We start from the raw sequence: 18,916 nt of genomic DNA, 5'->3' as shown, positions 1-18,916 counted from the left end.
AGGATATTTATCCCGACGGGGGTTGCACGGTACTGGTATGACCAACGACGACGACGGCGTGGGAAACGTCGTGTTCGTGGTCATGGACACGGTTCGCAAGAGCCACCTCTCCGTCTATGGCTACGACAAACCGACGACGCCCGGTCTCGAACGGTTCGCCGAGGAGGCGGCCGTCTTCGAGCAGGCGGTTTCGCCCGCTCCGTGGACCCTTCCGGTACACGCGTCGCTGTTCACGGGAATGTACCCGAGTGAACACGGCGCGAGCCAAGAGAATCCGTATCTCGAAGGTGCGACCACCCTCGCCGAGTCGCTGTCGGCCGAGGGGTACGACACTGCGTGTTACTCCTCGAACGCGTGGATTACGCCGTACACGCACCTGACCGACGGGTTCGACGACCAGGACAACTTCTTCGAAGTGATGCCCGGCGACTTCCTGTCGGGACCGCTCGCGAAGGCCTGGAAGGCGATGAACGACAACGACAAACTGCGGAAGGTCGCGGACTACCTCGTGAGCGTCGGCAACAAGATTCACGAGTACACGGCCTCCGGCGAAGGTGCCGACTCGAAGACCCCGCAGGTCATCGACCGAACCATCGACTTCATCGACGACGCCGACTCTGAGTACTTCGCGTTCATCAACCTGATGGACGCTCACCTGCCGTACCACCCGCCCGAGGAGTACCGCAAAGAGTTCGCTCCGAACGTCGATTCGACCAAGGTGTGCCAGAACTCCAAGGAGTACAACTGCGGCGCGCGCGACATCAGCGACAAAGAGTGGGGCGCAATCGAAGGGCTGTACGACGCCGAGATTCGCCACATCGACGACCAACTCCAGCGACTGTTCTCCTGGCTCAAGGAGAACGACGAGTGGGACGACACCATGGTCGTCGTCTGTGCTGACCACGGCGAACTCCACGGCGAACACGACCTGTACGGCCACGAGTTCTGCATCTACGACCCACTCGTGAACGTTCCACTGATGGTCAAACACCCCGAGATGGAACCGGGGACCCGCGAGGACCAGCAGGTCGAACTCATCGACCTCTACCACACCGTCCTCGACCACACGGGCGTGGAAGCGGAGCGTTCGACCAAGCCGTTCGAGTCGGTTCGGTCACTACTCGACGCGGACTATCGAGAGTTCGCGGACGACCAAGTGCAGGGCGGCGAGTACGCCTTCGTGGAGTACTACCGGCCGGTCGTGGAACTGAAGCAACTCGAACAGAAGGCGAGCGACGCGGGCATCTCGCTCGACACCGATTCGCGGTTCTACTCGCGCATGCGGGCCGCACGGCGACCCGACGCGAAGTACATCCGGAACGAGCGCATCGGCGACGAGTTCTACCACCTCGACGAGGACCCCGAAGAAGAAGACGACGCGTGGGGCGAAGGGAGCGACGAGGAAGTCGAACTGGAGGAGGCGCTCTCTGCGTTCGAGGAGAGCGTCGGCGGCGAGTGGAACGAAGTCGAAGACGACGACGTGTTGGACGAGATGAGCGACGACGCGAAAGACCGACTGCAAGACCTCGGTTACATCGACTGAGTCGCCGGTCGTAAAAGCGAACGAGTTTTTTCTGCGTTCTTTAGGACCCCTGTTGCACGGTATCGACGCCGACCACACTGAGGACGCCGCCGCCGATAACGACGGGGACCCAGTACACTGCACCGCGGTAGATGATAACCGCGGCGAGTGCGGCTTCCACGCCGATGGCCGTTCCCGGAAGACTCGACAACAGCGCGACCAGTACCGCTTCGATACCGCCCGCGCCACCGGGGAGTGGCGTAATTCCGGCGATAGCGCCCACCGGCACGACGAATAGCATGATAGAGAGCGGAACGGACTTGCCAATGGCGGCGAACGCCAACCACAGCGCCACCATCTGGAACGCCCACCCCGCCGTCGAAGCAGTGAGTGCGAGCGTGATTCCGCGGCGGTTGGTGGCGACGCGCTCGATGGAGTCCACGAAGTGACCGATGCGCGACCGGATTTCCTCTCTGTTCAGCGACGAACTGACCGGCAAGATTCGGGTGAGGTATTTGATTATCGGAGCGACGACGCCCGTAATTCTCCGTTGGATGCTGTCGCGTTTTCGCCATCCGACGTATGCAACCGACGGAACGAGGACCGAGAGCGCGACGAGGGCCGCCGTCGCGATTCGGAGGCGACGACCGAGGGAGCTCTGAGTTGCGTAGAACGCGGCACCGACCAGTGCGAGCGAGATAGAGGGGATGAAGTTGAGAGAGTCAACACTGGCGATAGCGGCCAGTCCTCGCTCGTACTCGGTGTCAGCTACCTTCGAGATGAGCAACGCGGTCACCGGTTCGCCGCCCGCCTGCCCGAACGGTGTGATGTTGTTCGAGAACATCGCGCCGTTGAGGATGAAGAAAGACTGCGGGAGGGAGACGTCAACGCCGAGTACGTCGAGGACCGTCTGGAGCGAGAACCCCCACGCCGAAAGCCAGCCGAGCGTGACCAAAACGACGAGCGCGACCGTCCCGTTGTCGGCCCGCCTCAGTTCTCCGATAAACCCGTCCACCCCGACGAAGTACAGCAGCAGCCCCAAGATGGAGAACGTGCCGACAAACCCCAGAAGAGTAGTCCGCAGTTGCTTGCCGTTCATGCGACTTTCTGCTTCGTCTACGTTAATCAGTATGTCGGAAGTCGGGCCCGGAACGATTCGACTTAGAACGTGGTAAGATGCCCGACGAAGACAGATAGAGTCGGTATCGAGGTGTTTCGCGGCGCTAGTTCGAGCCTAAGGAGACCAGCACAGTTCAGAGGAGGCGTGGTCAGTTCGGCGGAGACGGACTCAGTTCTCCGAGACGTTCTCACGCTCCCACGCACGGAGCAGTCTGGTCAGCGTCTGGTTCGTCGGGACGGCGACGTCGTTCGCCTCCGCGCGTGCGCAAAGATATTGGTTTATTGCGCCGACTTCGGTTCGGCGGCCCGCCAGCACGTCTTGGTGCATCGAAGAGGTGTTGGCGGCGGTCTCCTCGGCGACGCGCTCGACGGCTTCTGCGGCCGTCTTCTCGTCGAGTTCTATTCCTTCGGCGCGAGCGACGCGAGCGGTTTCCCGGGCCGCTTCGACCGCGACTTCGTGGGCAGGTCCGTCGAGGAGCGCACCGTTCTCGACGCGCCCAAGCGCAGTCGTCGCGTTGATGCCCGCGTTCACCGCGAGTTTCTTCCAGAGCCTGCGCGGCATGTCGGCGGCGACGGTGGCGTCGAACCCGGCGGTTCGGAAAGCAGTACCGACGCGGTCGGCCGTCTCGGAATCGCCACCCTCGCGTGCGCCGAGGACGATGCGACCTTCCCCCGTACACTCCACTGTGCCGGGGTCGAGGCATACCGCGCCGTAGGTTGCAGTGCCTGCGAGAACCGGGCAGTCGAGATAGTCGGCGAGGATTTCTTCGTTGCCCATGCCGTTCTGGAGCGAGAGGACTGCGTCGAAGTTGCCGGTCGAGAGGTCGCGGGCGGCCGACTCGGTGTCGAAGGCCTTGACCGTGACGACGGCGAGTTCTGCGGCGAGGCCGGTCCCGTCGATCGTCGCCTCGGGAGTGACTTCGAAGTCGAACTCGCCGGAGACGCGCAGGCCGGAGTTCCGGATTTCCTCGACGTGGGGGTTTCGGCCGACCAGCGTGACGGAGTGTTCGCGTGCGAGGAGGCCACCGACCAGGCTGCCGAGGCTTCCCGCACCGAACACGACGACGTTCATATCTCGACCTTGGGACCGGGGGTTGAAAAGGGGTTAGTTGTTGGTGGGGTTGGTCGGCGACTGGCCGGATGGCAGAAACGGCCGGTGACGCATTGACTAGTGACGCCCAGCGAGACAAACCACCGAAATACCCGACCGGCGAACCGACGGCAACGCCCGGTGCCACATTCACCATGGGTGGGAATGAAAGAGGCCGCCTGCTCGCGCCCGAAGGGCGTGGTCGTCTCAGTGACCACTATCCGCGTGCGGTTTGCGCGGATGTGTCACTGAGCGGCCGCGAGCAGGTGGGGGCTTTCGAGACTGTCACAGTCGAAATGGCTCTACAACTCTCACAGCCCGAAAAGCAGTCAGAAGATGCCCCAAATCTGCGTTCTGCTAGTCCTCGGTCCAGTACATCAGGTCGGTCTTCGGGGCGTCGCAGTTCGGGCAGACGTCCGGAATCCCCTCGTCGATTTCGCCCATCTCGCCACACTGGGTGCAGCGCCACATGAGTTCGGCTTCGCCGAAGTCGTGGCCAGCGCGGGAGTGTTCGATGCTCATGCTCTCGACGCCTTCTCGCGTCGAGACGAAGAACCCGCCCTTCTCCAAGCCTCGAACGCGACCGATTTCGTTGCCATCTTCGTCGTAGACGGTCTGGCCGAAGTTGACTTCGAGTACCGCTTCGACTGCTTCCTCGTCTCCTTCCTCGGCCGGAGTTTCGCCGTGTCCACTCATACGGGACAGAGATACACCGGCATGGAAGATAAAGGCGGAGGCCGACCAGGAGGAATGTTTCGCCAGCCGAAACCACACCCGAGTCGGCCGGTGGACCTCGTGTGGTTGCTGTCGAGTTACGCTACCGCGAGCGACGCGAGATTCCTCCGGAATCTCGCTAAGTGAGCGCGTCCGAGGGACCCTCGTCGGCGCGGCTTCGCCGCGCCAGAGGGGGTGACGACGTGTCATCGGGAGCGTAGCGACCGATTGCTCGGAAGACGCGGTTTGTCTTCCGGTGGTTTTCATGAACGTTTTGCCAGTGGGTGGGCGCTCTGTGCCCACCCCGCAGGAAAAGGTTCACATGAAGTCCGCGATACCTGACTGCTTGTTTTTGTCGTTCTCGAAGATGCTCTCTAAGCGGGTGTTCATGATGTCGAGTCGCTGTTTCGTGTACTCCCGGCAGTCGTACTTCTCGGCCACCTGAATCGCGGTGTCCATGTACTTGTTGACCGACCCTTGGTGGACGGTCAGGTTGACGCGCCCGCCACACTCACGGCAGTCGCCAGTGAGCGGCATCCGGCGGTACTTCTCGCCGCAGTCGAGACAGCGCGTCTCCTGTCGGGAGAACGCCCGCAGGTTGCCGATGAGGTCCGGCAGGAAGTGGTACTCGATAACCCGCTCTGCCACGTCCGTCTCTTCGACGGCCCGGAGTTTCCGGGCGAGTTCCAGTTGGGCGTCCATCTTGTCCATCATCGACCCGAGCGTCTTGTACGCCGAGAGGTCCGGGCCGAGCGCGATGTTGCTGGTGTCGTGGCTGTGGTGGAAGTCGGTGTACTCGCGGTCGGTGCCCAGCGTCTCCTCGGCGATTTTCATCACGTCTTCGACCTCGCCGGGGTCGGCCATCTCGCGAGTCGCCTCGTAGAACTCGCGGGGATACTGCCGGACGATGTCCATGTTGTGCGCCTCGTCGTCGATTTCCGAGGGGTCGATGCGCGAGGACATGACGAGCGGTGCGTCCATCTGCCCACCGCGCTTGTCGGGGAGGAACTCCTTGCTGAAGTTGAGTAGGCCGTCCATCAGGAGCATCACGCAGTCCTCGTCGCCGTCGCACTGACCGACGAAGAGGTCGTTTGCGACGAGCGTGTGGGTGTCTTCGACAGTTACGCAGTAGGTATTCTCCACATCGCTTTCTACGATTTCAATTGATTCTATTTCGTCAAGCCAAAGGTCGCCTCCATCACCGAAAATACGTTGCGACCGCACAGGAACCGTTTCGAGAGCGTTTTCCAGCGTTTCGGTTTTTCTCTGTAGATCGAATCCGATTTGGTCAGCAAAGAGAGCAACGTTTTCTGATGTTACTTTGAGAACCCAAGATTCAAACTCTGGTACCGGTTCATCGTCGTAGAACTCCGCGATTGCTCCAGTCGAAGGCCTACGGAGTTCCGTATAGACCTTGCTCGCAACACTAAACCGCTTCAGCATCCCAACGAGATCGTTTTTCAGCTCATCACTAATCGTGTGCGCTCGAATTTCCACCCTATCGCTTGCTACACTTCCATCCCCACTGAAGTAGGAGCGAAGGAACTCCCGAACGACCGATTTTGGAGAGTTCACAACGCAGTTCGGAATTTGCTTACTCTCAGCAGAACTGCCAGCGTTGAGGACTTCGTTGAACAGTAGGGCGACAAGACGACTTGAAGTCGTGACTTTCCACTCGTTTTCCTCGTAGGGTGTTACCGAGAGTTTGTCTTCGACAGTTTCGATGATGTGCTGTCGTGGCTCTTTATCAGGCGTGCAAATAGTCGTCTGATAGAATTCGCCCTCTTCGAAGCGGCTGAAGCCCTCAGCCGCGTAGTAGCCGAGGACTTTCGCCATGTCCTCCCCGATAGTGAGAGTTCGACTCACCGACGCGGTATCCCGTCTGACACCGAGTTCGACATCTTGTGAGAGTGTTTCCAGAGTTTCTTTTGTTCCGAGAAGCGTAACGAACACCGATGCCGGAACGCTGTCTCGGTTAACCCAATTATAGACAGATGAATCACTCTTTCCGAGTTTTTCAGCCACTGGTTTGAGGTAGCCACTCCCCTCGGTAGCAGAGTCGAAAATAGCCTTTATTCGTTCTGCTCCAAGTCCTCGGATCATCAAGTCCGTATTTAGGATTGAGTCGAGATGTAAGAACTCTTCGAGAAGGTCAATCGATGTATACTCGCCCTCGAAGGCCACCTCTTTTGGGGACGGTATTTCGTCGCCAATATCTAAGCATCGAGCTTCAACTTCCTCGACACCATTGGAAGACCAACGACGCATCGAGTGGTCCGGCGTAACCGTAATCTCGCGCCCGCTCCGCGTCTCGATTTTGAGGAGATGGTCCGGCGAAGGATGCTTCGACACCGTTTCGATGGGTTTCTGCATGACTTCGCCATCTTCGTCAATCGACGGAACTCTAACTTCGCCATCTAACTCTTCGACTAACGCGCCGAAGTCGTCTTCCCGTGGGTCGTCCAGTCGCTCTTCGACCAACTGCTCAATCTCGTCGTAGTGCCACTCGCCTGCTTCGTCTTCGAACCAGACCTTCGTCTCGGGATGGAAGCAGTTGCGTCGTTTCGCGGCGTGGAAGTAGGGATGTGCGTACCCGACCGCCGCGCTCGTGAAGCCGATGATTCGGCCGACGACTGCGGCGGAGGTGTGGGGTGCCATCCCGAAGACGAGTTCGCCGACGAGTTCTTCGCGTTCGTCCATCTCGTAGTACGGTTCCAGTCCGTAGTACTGCTCCAGCAGGGCGTCCACGAAGTTGGCAGTCTTGAGCATGTGTTCGGCCGCCCCATCGGAAAGGACGATGTCCTGCACTTTGAGTTCGACCAGTTGGTCGTCGTGGCGCAGGGGGTCGCCACGTACGTCCTCCTCGTAGCCGAGTGCTTGGAACTGCCCAACAGTCACGTCGAGTTCGCTCGGCCGAACTGCGGTCACGGGCAGGTCGGTCATGTCGTAGCGGACCGTCCCGTCCTTGAACGAGGAAACACCGTGCTTGGCTCGCAGGACGCCCTTCTCCATCGGTTCGGGCGTCTTGTACGACGAGGAGAGCCCTTTGACGCCTTTGAGTACGTCGAAGGCGTTTTCGCGCTCGCCGACTGACTTCATCGCCGACCGGAACTCGTCGTTGATGTCGATGGTTTGCCACTCGACGCAGGAGGCTTCGACTTCACAGCGGTCGCAAATCGCGCGCCCGGATTCGTCCAGTTCGACTACAGAGCCACAGTCAGGGCACTCGAAGTGCGCGAAGGTGTTGCCCCCGCAGTCTGGGCACCTCGTCTTGAAGGTGTGCTCGCCACAGTCTTCGCATTCTCGGCGACCGACTTGCATATCGACTTCACCGGGGGTGCTGGACATGTCCGGTGCCCACGAAGCGGCCGCGGACACGTCGCGCTGACTCCCGCCCGCTTCGCCGATGGGGAACAGCGTGTGGACCGCTGGGGAGAGTTCGCGCTTCTCTGACTTCTCGGGGCGGCCCATCCGGTTACCGATTCTGGTGGGTGCGCGCTCGCGGAGTTCGAACGGCGCGACTTCTTGGGCGGCTTTCATCGCGTTGTCGCCCGGTTCGTCTTCGCCCCACTCGCGTGCGCGCGAAGATAACTTTTTCCACGTCTTCTCGCGGTCCTCGGTCAGGCCGAGCGAGAGCGCGAGCGGTCGCCACTCCGAAACGCGGATGCGTTCTTCGCCCTGCACGTGGGGGACGAGCAGATGTTCGAGCGTCTGGCGAACTGCGTCGTCGTTCGGAAGGACGAGCGTGCCGTGGTCGGAGTCAGTATTTTGGATTTCGCCCGCGACGACTGCCTCGGCCAGCGTCTCGAAGGCTTCGACGGATACGTCGTGCCAGAGGTAGGTGTACTCCGGATGGAGCGGGCAGTCGAACTCCGTCGCCCACTCGATTGCCTGTTCGACAGACGGCGATTCGAGGTCGGTTCGTGGGGAGTCTTGCAAGGCCTGCACGTCCGCACCCGCGGCTTCTAACTCTTGAATCCACCACTCGAAGGTGTAGGAGGCAGGGGCGAGCGGGTGGTTGTTCTCCACGAACTCGCCGTAGTTGACCAGGTACTCGCCGAGGTCGAGGATTTTCTCGACGCCGTTGCGGAGTTCGAGGGCTTCTTTCGGGTCGTCGATGCGGCGAACGTCGCCGTTGGCGAGTCGCACCGTCGGTCCTTCGATGGAATCGACGGGGACGACACCGGCGGCTTTGCCGGGGCGCTCGGTTTTGATTTGGGTTCCTGTGGCGAGGAAGTCGTCTACGAGGTGCATCGTCGCGGGGTGGACGCCCGCGGTTGCGAACCCGTGATTGCGCGCTCGCCCGTAGCGCAGTCGGAAGCCGCCCGCCTTGCTCGGATGGCCGAAGACGGGACGACCGGCGATGAGGTCCCGGAGGAACTTCGTGGCGGATTCGACGCGTGGTGGTCCGGTTGCCTCTGGTTCGGCGTCCTCTGCGTCGTCAGCGTCTTCGTCGCCGTCCTCGGTTTGGGCGTCCTCGGCTTCCTCCACTTCGTCTTCGTCGCCGTCGTCTTTGCCGATGGTGCCGTCGATGAGGTCCTGCAACCACGGCCAGTCGATTTCGTCCAGATTCCGAGTGTACCGCTGAATCTTGGGAGCCTTGAGCGCGATACCCTCTGCGAGGACGAGACACATGCCGCCGCGGGCGTTATTTGTATCGACGCGTTCGAGGTCGCGGAATCCGGATACTTCTTCGTCGCCCGTCGCCTCGCCGTCGAGCATGATGGGCATGTTCTTCGCGATGAACTTCGACTCCTTGTCCTTCGGCGAGTACTGAAGTCCGGTCTCCTTGTCGTAGAGGTTTATCTCCTCGGCGTAGCGTTCAATTTCGTCGTCGCGGGCTTTGTACTGCTCCATCCCGACGAGCGCGCGAGTGTAGTCAGCCACGAGGACCGAGAGTGCTTGGGCGGTCCCGCCCGCGGAGCGAATCGGGCCCGCGTAGTAGACGTTGACGAACTCGGTGCCGTCGTCGTTCTCCAGAATTTCGACGCGGTCGATTCCCTCGATAGGCGCGGCGACGACACCCTCCGTGAGGAGCGCGACTGCAGTTCTGACCGCACCTTCGACTTTCCCGGCTTTCGACTCGTAGTCGCCGACACGGCCCTCTGCGAAGTCCTCCGCGATTTCGAGGGCGGCCTCCTCGCGGGACATTTCGCCCTCCAGTTCGCGGACACGTTCGGCGACGCCGTCGATGCCCAGAATGTTCTCGACGCGGTCGGCCATGTCCTTCGCGACCGGAATCTCGACTTCGGGTTTCGGGTCGCCGCTGTTCGCGCGGGCGGTCTCTGCGACGTCGAACGCTTCGTCCAGTCCGCTTTCGAGTCGCTCGAAGTATCGTTCGTCTTCCTCGCGCATGTTACAGCCAGAGGTCCAAGTCGGTGGGTTCGTCGTGTTCTCGGGCGAGTTCTTCTTCGAACGAGCGCACGTACAGTTCTCCGGCGAACACCGTCGCCGAGTCGAGGTGGCCCGCGAGGGTCTGGCCGCTCCGACGCGAGAGGACCGCGTGGGTGTGTGCGAATCGCTCGCCGTCCAACCACGAGACGTTCCCGACGCAGGCGGCGACTTCCAGCGGTTCGTCGAACTCGACGTCTTTGTACTCCATGTCGGTCTGGTCGTAGAACCAGATCGTCGCGTCCTGTACGGCACCCATGGCGACGAACCACGCGGCGTCGATTTCCTCGTCGTCCGCCAGCGACTCGATTTCCGCGCGCCAGTCTTCGCCGTGACCGAGTCGAGCGACGAACTCGCGGTCCCCGGACACCTCCCGATAGTTCATACTGCGGTCAATGGAGAGGTACGACTAAAAAATTTCACTTGCGCTACGGGGCGCGGAGTGCAAGTTCGATAGGAATCGAAGAATGGGGGAACTGCAACTCACCGCCAACTCGGGAGTGCGGAACTCTTGGAGGCTGGCATCGAGAGCCACGCGTCGTCGGCTGTCGTGTCTGCGATAATGAAACGCTCCGTGCGTCCATCGTCGTCCAGCGAGGCCATGACCTCGCACTCTGCCGCTTCCGACGGGGTGGCCGTATCGGTGACCATACGTGTCACTTGGTATCATGGGTTATAAACGCTCCGAAACGGCAGATCCGTTGGAAATCGAAGCATACTTCAGTGTTATCGGGGACCGTGAAACAATACTACCTGCAGGAAGACACGTTTCCGGGGCATCACGGCGTTTCGAGGCAGGTTTGGAGTCGGAAACGTCGGATGACTCGAATTTTCATGTACCATGGTAACAAGGGCCGAAATTCGAATTCGAGTAAAAAGAAGTTGGGGAACTCATCTAGTTATGAATGCATTCGGCCATTAAGCTATTGTTTCTCAAAGTAATAAGCGGTAGGTTTATCCGCGCTCATTGATAATGAGGCGTTGGATGACAGATACTGACAATCTCAGCCGTCGTCGCTTCCTGCAAGCGACTGGCGGTGCGGCATCGGCTGTAGCTCTCGCTGGCTGTACTGGCGGCGAAGGCGGTCAAAGTACGACTACTTCGGGTGGCAACAAGTCGAAAGGAAATAAGGTCAACAAACCGGGCGACGACGCGAACGTCCTCCGCCTGATCAACTCCACGATGAGTACGATGGACCCGATCAAGGCGACCGACACCGCGTCCGGGACGGTCATTCAGCAGGTCTTCGACGGCCTGATGAACTACCCGAACGGTACCGTCGAACCGAAGGCCCAAATCGCCAAGAGCCACCAGGTTTCCGACGACTACAAGACGTACACCTTCAAGCTCAAGGAAGGCGTCAAGTTCCACAACGGCGACGAAGTCACGGCTGACGACTTCGTCTATTCGTGGGAACGCCTCGCAGCCTCCGAGAACTCCCGCCGTGCCTACTTCATCCTCGACTCCATCGGCGTCAAACACGAGACCAAGACGGTCACGCAAGACGGCGAGGAGAGCGAGGTCTACAAGCCCGGCACGCTCGGCGTGTCGGCGGAAGGCGACTACACGCTGAAGATCGAGCTGTCGGCCCCGTTCCACTCGACGCTCCCGATGCTCGCGTACACGTCGTTCGCGGTCATCCCGAAGGGCAGCATCGGCGACAAAGGCTCCAAGGACGACAGCAAGAAGCACAAGGATTTCGCCACGAAGAACCCCGTCGGCGCAGGTCCGTTCACGTTCGAGACGTGGGAGAGCAACACGGAATGCCGCGTCAACAAGTACGACGACTACCACGGCAAGAAAGCCAAGGTTGACGGCATCCACTGGCGCATCTCGTCCAGTTCCGACGCGCGGTTCACCTACGGTATCGTCAACAAGAACGCCGACATGGTCACGTCGTTCCCGACGCCGAAGTACGACCCCAACAAGGTCAGCGTCGATAAGACGGACAAGCTCGGCCGCAAGATCGGTACCTACGGCAAGACCAAGGGTGGCGCGACGATGAAGTACGAGGCCGTCCCGACCATCAACGCCTTCTACATCGGGTTCAACATGAACTCGGTCGAGAAGCCTGTGCGACAGGCGGCCGCCTACGCGCTGAACCAGAAGGAGCTCGCCGACAAGATCTTCAAGGGTCGCGTGAAGCCGAGCTACCACTTCACGCCGCCGTCGATCTACCCGAACGGCGCGAAAGAGTACACCAGCCACGCGAAGAACAACTACCCGTACGGCTACAACGAGCAGGACCTCCAGCAGGCAAAGAAGGTCATGGAAGACGCAGGCTACGGCCCGGACAACAAGGCCAGCTTCACCTTCACGGTCTACGAGTCCTCGCCGACGTGGGCAGAGGCCGGGAAGCTCCTGCGTGACAAGCTCCAGAGCGCGCACATCAACATGAAGGTCGAGAAAGCGCCGTTCTCGACCCTCCTCAAGCGCGGTCGCAACGGCAAACTCGAAGCCTACTCGCTCGGCTGGATCATGGACTGGCCGGCACCGGACAACTTCCTCCAGCTGCTGAACCCGCCGCAAACTGACACCTCGAAGGCCGCACCGACCTCCTACATCAACTGGTCGGGCACCGAGGGAGCCGAGCAGGCGGCAGAAGCGTGGAAGACGGTCCAGGACAACGCCGCACCGACCGACGAGGCCCAGAAGGCCCGCAACGAGGCGTACGTCGCCATCGAAGAGGCAAACTGGGAGGACGTCGGCTTCCTGCCAGCCTACCACCGCATCGACGAGCGGTTCACCTACAACTGGATCACCCGACCGAAGTTCGGCGGCGCTGGCTACAGTCGCCAGATGTACAACACCGTCGAAATCGGCGACCGCAAGTAACGCGGTTCCCGGTTCTTTCTTTCGATACGCCTATTCGTTAGTGGCATCTCCATCCGTTTTCACACGAATGAGTATGCGGAAAAGCGCAAGACATAATGAGAGGACCCGCAAATTCAACAGATATGTGCGCGGTCCAGTTTGGGAACGGAGAATTTGAACGCAGCCGTAGCGGCGGTGAGTCACCGTGAGTCGGTGGCGTTACTTCGCACGGCGGTTGCTATTGTCAGTACCGATTCTGCTCTTCGGAGCGTCGATAACGTTCTTGGTGATTCGCGCCGGGCCACTAGACCCGGTGTCGGCTATCCTCGGACCGAAAGGAGACCCCCAATCGTACAACACGATTCGGCGGCAACTCGGTCTGAATCAGCCGCTGTGGCAACAGTACATCGACTACATGATCAACCTCTTCACCTTCGACTTGGGCGAGTCGTGGGTGGTCCAGCCTGACACGAGCGTCTACTCACTCGTCGTGGACTACGCGCCACGAACCATCTGGCTGGGCTTCTGGTCGGTGCTAATCGCGCTGTTCGTCGGCATCCCGCTCGGTTTCTACGCGGGACTCAACCCGAACACGTTCAGCGACTACATCGCTTCGTTCGGTGGTATCGTCTGGCGCGCCATGCCGAACTTCTGGCTCGCCGTCATTCTGATGAGCCTCCTCTCGCAGTCCGAGAAGTTCCTCTTCGGGTTCAACTGGGAGAACTGGATAGTGCCGGTCATCGTCACTGGTCCACCACCGCTCCCCGACCCGATTTGGGGACTGTTCACCGACCCGACGCAGTTCATGAAGGCGCTCAAGAAGATAGCCCCGGCCGCACTCGTGCTGGGGTCGGCGTCGATGGGTAACGAGATGCGTATCGGTCGAACCGCCGTCTTGGAGACGGTCAACTCGAACTTCATCGAGACGGCGAAGGCGAAGGGCGTCCCGCCGCGGTCGCTCGTGTGGAAACACATCTTCCGCAACGCGCTCATCCCGCTGGTGCCGGTCATCACGGGTGAGGCGTTCATCCTCATCGGCGGGTCCGTTCTCGTCGAGACCGTCTTCGACATCAGCGGAATCGGCTTCCTGTTCTTCCAAGCGGTCAAGAACGGGGACATGCCGCTCGTCGGCTCGCTGATGTTCATCTTCATCCTGCTCGTCGTGCTAATCAACATTCTACAGGACTTCCTGTACACGATAATCGACCCGCGTGTCGGTTACGATGGGGGAGCCTAATATGAGTCGTCAACCTGACGAAGCCGAAGCGACGTTACGTGAACGAGTCGCAGAGAATCCCCGCCCGGCCATGATGTGGTTCGCGGGCGCACTGTTGCTGTTCCTGCTCGAAGCGGGTGCAGTCATCAACTTCATCACTGGGTTCTTCGGTCCCGGCGTCGAGATTCCGACGCTGTTGACCCGAGACTTGATGCCGAACAACGGGTTCAAGGCCCCGAGTGGCGCGTGGAAGGGGACGTTCCTCGGACTGCCCGCCGCCTACGCGTGGGCGATTCGCGTGACCCTCATCTACGCGTACGCGTTCGCCTGCCTGTGGTGGCTCTGGAAGGGCTACGAGGTCTTCCGAGAACACTACCGCTACGCCGATTGGACGCCACGCGACGACATGGTGGACCGCCTTCGCGGTCATCGCTGGGGCCAGTTCGGTGCAGTCATCGTCTTCGCGTTCGTCGTGATGGCAGTCTTCGCGCCAGCGCTCGGTCCGACGACTGTCGAGCGGACGATTCAGGACCCATACTCGCACTACATCGAGTACACGAACTCTAGCGGTGGCGTCGAGAACATCACCGTCGGTGCGGCGAATCTCGGGTCCCGTTCGCAGGGGACTCCGGACCGAAACGTGGCTCCGATGAGTTACGACCAGTACGGGCGGTGGCATCCGTTCGGGACGTTACCGACCGGGAAAGACATGTTCACGTTCATGATGGCGGGGGCGCGCGTCTCGCTGTTCATCGGCGTCACGGCCATCGCGGTGAGCGGATTCATCGCCGCAGGGTTCGCGCTGTTGACGGCGTACTACAAGGGGCTGGTAGACCTCGCGGTGGTCATCGCGGGTGACTCGATAATGTCGTTACCCAGACTACTGTTCGTGATGCTCCTCTCAGTCGTGTTGAGTAACACGTGGATAGCGAACCTCTACAACGGCGGATTCCTGTTAGCGGTCATCTTCGCGGGGACCGGGTGGCCGTTCCTCTGGCGCTCGGTCCGTGGCCCCGCGTTCCAAGTCGCGGAGCAAGAGTGGATCGACGCCGCGAGGAGCTTCGGACAGCGTCCGCACGTGACCATGCAGAAACACATGGCGCCGTACATCCTCGGCTATCTGCTGGTGTACGCGTCGATGAGCCTCGGCGGTTACATCATCGCCGTCGCAGGCCTGTCGTTCCTCGGTCTCGGCGTGAACCCGCCGACGCCAGAGTGGGGCCGCGCAGTCAACACAGGCCAGTCGTACGTCACCACGTCGTCGTGGCACATCTCGTTCATCCCCGGCGTGATGATCGTGCTGGTCGTGACCGCGTTCAACGCACTCGGTGACGGCATCCGCGACGCCATCGACCCGCAGAGTGCAGGCGAGGGTGACGGCGACGGTGCCGAAGCAGCCGCCGCATCCGGAGGTGGTGCCTGATGTCCCAACAGCAGTCCACGATACGAAGCGAGCAAGAGGCCCTGCTGTCCGTGGAGAACCTACAGACGGCGTTCTTCACCGACAAGGAGGTCATCCGTGCGGTAGACGGCGTCAACTTCGACATCCACCGCGGCGAGACGGTCGGTATCGTCGGCGAGTCCGGGTCGGGCAAGAGCGTGACCGCCCGGTCCATCATGGGACTCGTCGATTCGCCCGGCCGAGTGCTGGACGGCAGTAGCATCCAGTTCCGCGGCGAGGAGTTGACCGAGAAGAGCGAGCGACAGTACCGAAACATCCGCGGTGGCGACATCGCGATGGTGTTCCAAGACCCGCTGACCTCGCTCAACCCGGTGTACACCGTCGGTAACCAGATCAAAGAGGCGCTGCGTCTCCACCAGAACTTGAAGGGTTCGGAGGCGACCGAAGAGGCAGTCAACCTGCTGGAAGCGGTCGGTATTCCCGACGCGTCGCGACGCGTCAAAGAGTACCCCCACGAGTTCAGTGGCGGAATGCGCCAGCGCGCGGTCATCGCGATGGCACTCGCGTGCGACCCCGAGTTGCTCATCTGTGACGAGCCGACGACAGCGCTCGACGTGACGATTCAGGCACAGATTCTGGAACTGCTCGACGACTTGCAGGAGGAGCGCGACCTCGCCATCATGTTCATCACGCACGACATGGGCGTCATCGCGGAAGTCTCCGACCGCGTCAACGTGATGTACGCGGGCGAAGTCATCGAGAGCGCACCCGTCGAGGAGTTGTTCGAGAACCCGCGACACCCCTACACCGAGGGGCTACTCAAATCGATTCCGGGCAACCAAGCCGAGGGCGAGCGACTCCAGACTATCGAGGGTGACGTGCCGACGCCGAACGAACCGGCGACCTACTGCCGGTTCGAGCCGCGGTGTCCGAAGGCCTTCGAAGACTGTACGAAGGTCCACCCGGTGTCCGTGGACGTGAACGATTCCGCGGACGACCACACGGCCGCCTGCCTGCTCTACCCCGAGGACAGTTCGGAACAGGAGGCAGTCCAGTTGCACAAAGAGCGTGAGAGTCAGCGAGAGGTGAGCGAGCAATGAGCGAGCAAATTCAGGAACAAGAGTCGGTAAGCGTCTCGACCGGCGAGACGCTCGTCGAGATCAACGAACTCAAGACGTACTACGGCGATGGCGGCATCATCGACTCCAACCCCGTCAAAGCGGTTGACGGCGTAGACTTCAACATCAAGCGCGGCGAGACGCTGGGTCTCGTCGGCGAATCTGGCTGTGGGAAGACGACCCTCGGCCGGACGCTCATCCAGTTGGAAAACGCCACCGACGGCGAAGTGCTGTTCGATGGCACCGACATTACGGAACTGTCCGGGTCGGACCTCAAAGACTGGCGACGCAACAGCCAGATGGTGTTCCAGGACCCCGAATCCAGCCTCAACGACCGGCTGACTATCGGGGAAATCATCCGCGAACCGCTCGACGTTCACGACTGGAACACGCCACAGGAACGGCGCGAACGGGTTCGGGAACTGCTCGACGTAGTGGGACTCCAACCGGAACACTACTACCGGTACCCCCACCAGTTCTCCGGCGGGCAACGCCAACGCATCGGCATCGCCCGGGCGCTGGCACTCGAACCGGAGTTCGTCGTGCTGGACGAACCGGTGAGTGCGCTGGACGTGTCCGTGCAGGCGCAGATTCTGAACCTCCTCGAAGACTTGCAGGAGGAGTTCGGACTCACCTACCTGTTCATCGCTCACGACCTCTCGGTCGTTCGCCACATCTGCGACCGCGTGGCCGTGATGTATCTCGGTCACGTCATGGAGTTGGGCGAGACCGAAGAGCTGTTCCAGAATCCGAAGAACCCATACACGCACTCGCTGCTGTCGGCGATTCCGGAACCAGACCCGACCGCGAACAAGGACCGCATCACGCTCCGCGGGACGCCGCCGAGTCCGCGCGACCCGCCACAGGGCTGTCCGTTCACGACACGCTGTCCGATGAAGATTCGGCCGGAGAAGTACCAGAACATGGACCCGGAGCTCTGGGTCGCCATCGAGGTGTTCCGCGAAGTACTGCGCGAGCGCTCGCGGGCCGAGAAGTCCCTGACCGACCAAGCGAAGGAGATGCTCGGGATGGAGACGCGGTACTCCGACATCGGCGAGATTCAGCAGGAACTGTTCGCCGAGTTGAACGTGCCGTCCGAGGTGCAACAGCACATCGAGAAGGCGGCGACCTTAGTCGAAAACAACGACGAGCAAGGGGCGCGCGACTACCTCTTCGAGGAGTTCGGCAGCGTCTGTGACAGAGAGTCGCCGAGCGACCACGAGGTCAGCGCCAGCGGGCGATTCAGCCACTGTCACCGTCACGAGAACGAACACACTGAACCGGACGAGTTCACGCCGTACACCGAGCGGTAGATGACGGCGCCCCTCTCCCGACGACTCCGACGATTGCTCGACGCGGTGATGTACGGTCTCGCGGTCACCGCGGTCATGTTCGTCGTCGGTGCGGCCCTCGGACTCGGATTCGTGCTCGTCTTCGGGGGAGGAGACGTTCTCATCACCGTGAAGTTCTGGCTGTTCCTCGTCGGCATTCTCATGTTCGGCTACTCGACGTTCCAACTTCGGCCGTCGCGGCCGTGGAAGACCGAGGAAGGCGAAGACGGGAAGCTGAAAGTGACTCGGACAGAGCCGAAAGGCGAAGTCGTCGGGGCGCGCGAGGAGACGACGTTTCAGGCGACGATTCAGCGGATACCACCGTTGTCGTGGTACTCGTTGCCCCCGGACCAGCGGTGGTCGGTCGGCGCGAAACTGTTCGTCGCCAGTCTCGTCGTGTTGCTGACGTCGTTCACGATGGAGTTCGTCTTCGGCGTCAGGGTGTAGTTGGGCTGGTAGGTCACGGAGTAGCCCGAGCGTACGAACAACAGCTTTTACCGCTCGTAGGCCGAGAGACACAGGTATGCCAGAGACGGGAGCCGGGGACGACGAACCAGACTACGCCGAGCAGATCGCGGCCAACGCGGACGTGCACAAGAACGCGTGGCAACAGACGCTAGACGACATGAAGGCGTTGGGCGAAGAGTTGGAGTCGGAGGGCTGGGACGTCCAGACCATCGGCGCGGGTCACGTCGCACCGACGAATCCGGACGCTGGCGGGAGCGACCGGTTCGGTCTCGTCTACGTGATTCCGGACAACATGGCCGACGAGTTCGAGCAGGCCGTGGAGACGGGGTCGTTCCCCCAGTATCAGGTGTTCCGCAACGAGATGCAGGGGCGCGTGTTCCAAGTCACGAAACTACTCGACCCGGAGACCGAGCAGGCGATACTGCTCGCCGGGAGCTACGAACTGCGCCACGCGCCGGGCATGGTCAAGACCGCCTTAGAGAGAGACGAGATGTACACGCACGTCCAGACGCTCGACCAGACCCACCTCGGGTCGTTCCGTCACGAAGACGTCGAGACGTTCTTCCCGAACCCACAGCGCTACGAGGACTACGAAGTGGACTTCGAAATCGGTGCGGAAGCAGTGGGCGAGGACTACGAGGACGAAGTGTACGACGACGAAGCGTAGCTGATTTTTGGCCTGCTCGGAGCGAATCGTCCGTGGGACCGAGACCCGCGGCTTCGTAGAGTA

General features: G+C 61.0%; 14 protein-coding genes. 8 read left to right on the top strand and 6 right to left on the bottom strand.

Annotated elements, in window-relative coordinates; all coding sequences use genetic code 11:
* Positions 1-37: 37 nt before the first annotated feature.
* Complete coding sequence (locus F7R90_RS16770; RefSeq protein WP_158058543.1) at positions 38-1,543, top strand: sulfatase; 1,506 nt, start codon at positions 38-40, stop codon at positions 1,541-1,543.
* A gap of 40 nt (positions 1,544-1,583) precedes the next feature.
* Here F7R90_RS16770 and F7R90_RS16765 read toward each other — a convergent pair whose 3' ends face one another.
* The 6 genes from F7R90_RS16765 to F7R90_RS22320 form a co-directional block, all read right to left on the bottom strand.
* Positions 1,584-2,621 (bottom strand): lysylphosphatidylglycerol synthase transmembrane domain-containing protein, encoded by a 1,038-nt coding sequence (locus F7R90_RS16765; protein WP_158058542.1) that lies wholly within the window; start codon positions 2,619-2,621, stop codon positions 1,584-1,586.
* Between the two features lie 189 nt (positions 2,622-2,810).
* Positions 2,811-3,713 (bottom strand): ketopantoate reductase family protein, encoded by a 903-nt coding sequence (locus F7R90_RS16760; RefSeq protein WP_158058541.1) that lies wholly within the window; start codon positions 3,711-3,713, stop codon positions 2,811-2,813.
* A 375-nt stretch (positions 3,714-4,088) separates the two neighbouring features.
* Positions 4,089-4,427, bottom strand: a complete 339-nt coding sequence (locus tag F7R90_RS16755) for a DUF7130 family rubredoxin-like protein (protein WP_158058540.1) — start codon at positions 4,425-4,427, stop codon at positions 4,089-4,091.
* 336 nt (positions 4,428-4,763) lie between these two features.
* Entirely contained in the window at positions 4,764-9,800 is a 5,037-nt protein-coding gene (locus F7R90_RS16750; protein ID WP_158058539.1) for a DNA polymerase II large subunit, read from the bottom strand.
* A 1-nt stretch (position 9,801) separates the two neighbouring features.
* A complete protein-coding gene (locus F7R90_RS16745) occupies positions 9,802-10,221 on the bottom strand; it encodes a PPC domain-containing DNA-binding protein (protein WP_158058538.1) in 420 nt (139 codons plus the stop codon).
* A gap of 98 nt (positions 10,222-10,319) precedes the next feature.
* Positions 10,320-10,487, bottom strand: a complete 168-nt coding sequence (locus tag F7R90_RS22320; protein WP_192498345.1) for a DUF7556 family protein — start codon at positions 10,485-10,487, stop codon at positions 10,320-10,322.
* Positions 10,488-10,821: 334 nt separating this feature from the next.
* Here F7R90_RS22320 and F7R90_RS16740 point away from each other — a divergent pair, with 334 nt between their 5' ends.
* The 7 genes from F7R90_RS16740 to F7R90_RS16710 all read left to right on the top strand — a co-directional run bounded on the left by F7R90_RS16740 (position 10,822) and on the right by F7R90_RS16710 (position 18,853).
* The gene (locus tag F7R90_RS16740; RefSeq protein ID WP_158058537.1) at positions 10,822-12,672 is read left to right on the top strand and encodes an ABC transporter substrate-binding protein; all 1,851 of its coding nucleotides are present in this window, start codon (positions 10,822-10,824) and stop codon (positions 12,670-12,672) included.
* A gap of 184 nt (positions 12,673-12,856) precedes the next feature.
* Positions 12,857-13,888 carry an ABC transporter permease gene (locus F7R90_RS16735; RefSeq protein ID WP_158058536.1) on the top strand — a complete coding sequence of 344 codons (1,032 nt, stop codon included), beginning with the start codon at positions 12,857-12,859 and terminating at the stop codon, positions 13,886-13,888.
* A gap of 1 nt (position 13,889) precedes the next feature.
* Positions 13,890-15,290 (top strand): ABC transporter permease, encoded by a 1,401-nt coding sequence (locus F7R90_RS16730; RefSeq protein WP_158058535.1) that lies wholly within the window; start codon positions 13,890-13,892, stop codon positions 15,288-15,290.
* Positions 15,290-16,369: an ABC transporter ATP-binding protein gene (locus F7R90_RS16725; RefSeq protein WP_158058534.1), complete on the top strand. Its 1,080-nt coding sequence runs from the start codon at positions 15,290-15,292 to the stop codon at positions 16,367-16,369. Before F7R90_RS16730 ends, F7R90_RS16725 begins: the two co-directional genes overlap by 1 nt.
* Positions 16,366-17,700, top strand: a complete 1,335-nt coding sequence (locus F7R90_RS16720; RefSeq protein WP_158058533.1) for an ABC transporter ATP-binding protein — start codon at positions 16,366-16,368, stop codon at positions 17,698-17,700. The genes F7R90_RS16725 and F7R90_RS16720 overlap by 4 nt, the downstream gene beginning before the upstream one ends.
* The gene (locus tag F7R90_RS16715) at positions 17,701-18,165 is read left to right on the top strand and encodes a DUF7555 family protein (RefSeq protein WP_158058532.1); all 465 of its coding nucleotides are present in this window, start codon (positions 17,701-17,703) and stop codon (positions 18,163-18,165) included.
* 76 nt (positions 18,166-18,241) lie between these two features.
* Positions 18,242-18,853 carry a DUF7529 family protein gene (locus F7R90_RS16710; RefSeq protein ID WP_158058531.1) on the top strand — a complete coding sequence of 204 codons (612 nt, stop codon included), beginning with the start codon at positions 18,242-18,244 and terminating at the stop codon, positions 18,851-18,853.
* Positions 18,854-18,916: the final 63 nt, after the last annotated feature.

The sequence above is a fragment of the Halorussus halophilus genome, from assembly GCF_008831545.1.
GTDB classification, from domain to species: Archaea; Halobacteriota; Halobacteria; order Halobacteriales; family Haladaptataceae; genus Halorussus; species Halorussus halophilus.
Note: the sequence above shows the minus strand (reverse complement) of the source record. Positions and strands in the feature narration are given on the sequence as shown.

Bases quoted from the DNA above. Each gene is read 5' to 3' on its own strand.
- F7R90_RS16770 (WP_158058543.1), top strand. From the start codon at position 38: ATGACCAACGACGACGACGGCGTGGGAAACGTCGTGTTCGTGGTCATG.
- F7R90_RS16765 (WP_158058542.1), bottom strand. From the start codon at position 2,621: ATGAACGGCAAGCAACTGCGGACTACTCTTCTGGGGTTTGTCGGCACG.
- F7R90_RS16760 (WP_158058541.1), bottom strand. From the start codon at position 3,713: ATGAACGTCGTCGTGTTCGGTGCGGGAAGCCTCGGCAGCCTGGTCGGT.
- F7R90_RS16755 (WP_158058540.1), bottom strand. From the start codon at position 4,427: ATGAGTGGACACGGCGAAACTCCGGCCGAGGAAGGAGACGAGGAAGCA.
- F7R90_RS16750 (WP_158058539.1), bottom strand. From the start codon at position 9,800: ATGCGCGAGGAAGACGAACGATACTTCGAGCGACTCGAAAGCGGACTG.
- F7R90_RS16745 (WP_158058538.1), bottom strand. From the start codon at position 10,221: ATGAACTATCGGGAGGTGTCCGGGGACCGCGAGTTCGTCGCTCGACTC.
- F7R90_RS22320 (WP_192498345.1), bottom strand. From the start codon at position 10,487: ATGGTCACCGATACGGCCACCCCGTCGGAAGCGGCAGAGTGCGAGGTC.
- F7R90_RS16740 (WP_158058537.1), top strand. From the start codon at position 10,822: ATGACAGATACTGACAATCTCAGCCGTCGTCGCTTCCTGCAAGCGACT.
- F7R90_RS16730 (WP_158058535.1), top strand. From the start codon at position 13,890: ATGAGTCGTCAACCTGACGAAGCCGAAGCGACGTTACGTGAACGAGTC.
- F7R90_RS16725 (WP_158058534.1), top strand. From the start codon at position 15,290: ATGTCCCAACAGCAGTCCACGATACGAAGCGAGCAAGAGGCCCTGCTG.
- F7R90_RS16720 (WP_158058533.1), top strand. From the start codon at position 16,366: ATGAGCGAGCAAATTCAGGAACAAGAGTCGGTAAGCGTCTCGACCGGC.
- F7R90_RS16715 (WP_158058532.1), top strand. From the start codon at position 17,701: ATGACGGCGCCCCTCTCCCGACGACTCCGACGATTGCTCGACGCGGTG.
- F7R90_RS16710 (WP_158058531.1), top strand. From the start codon at position 18,242: ATGCCAGAGACGGGAGCCGGGGACGACGAACCAGACTACGCCGAGCAG.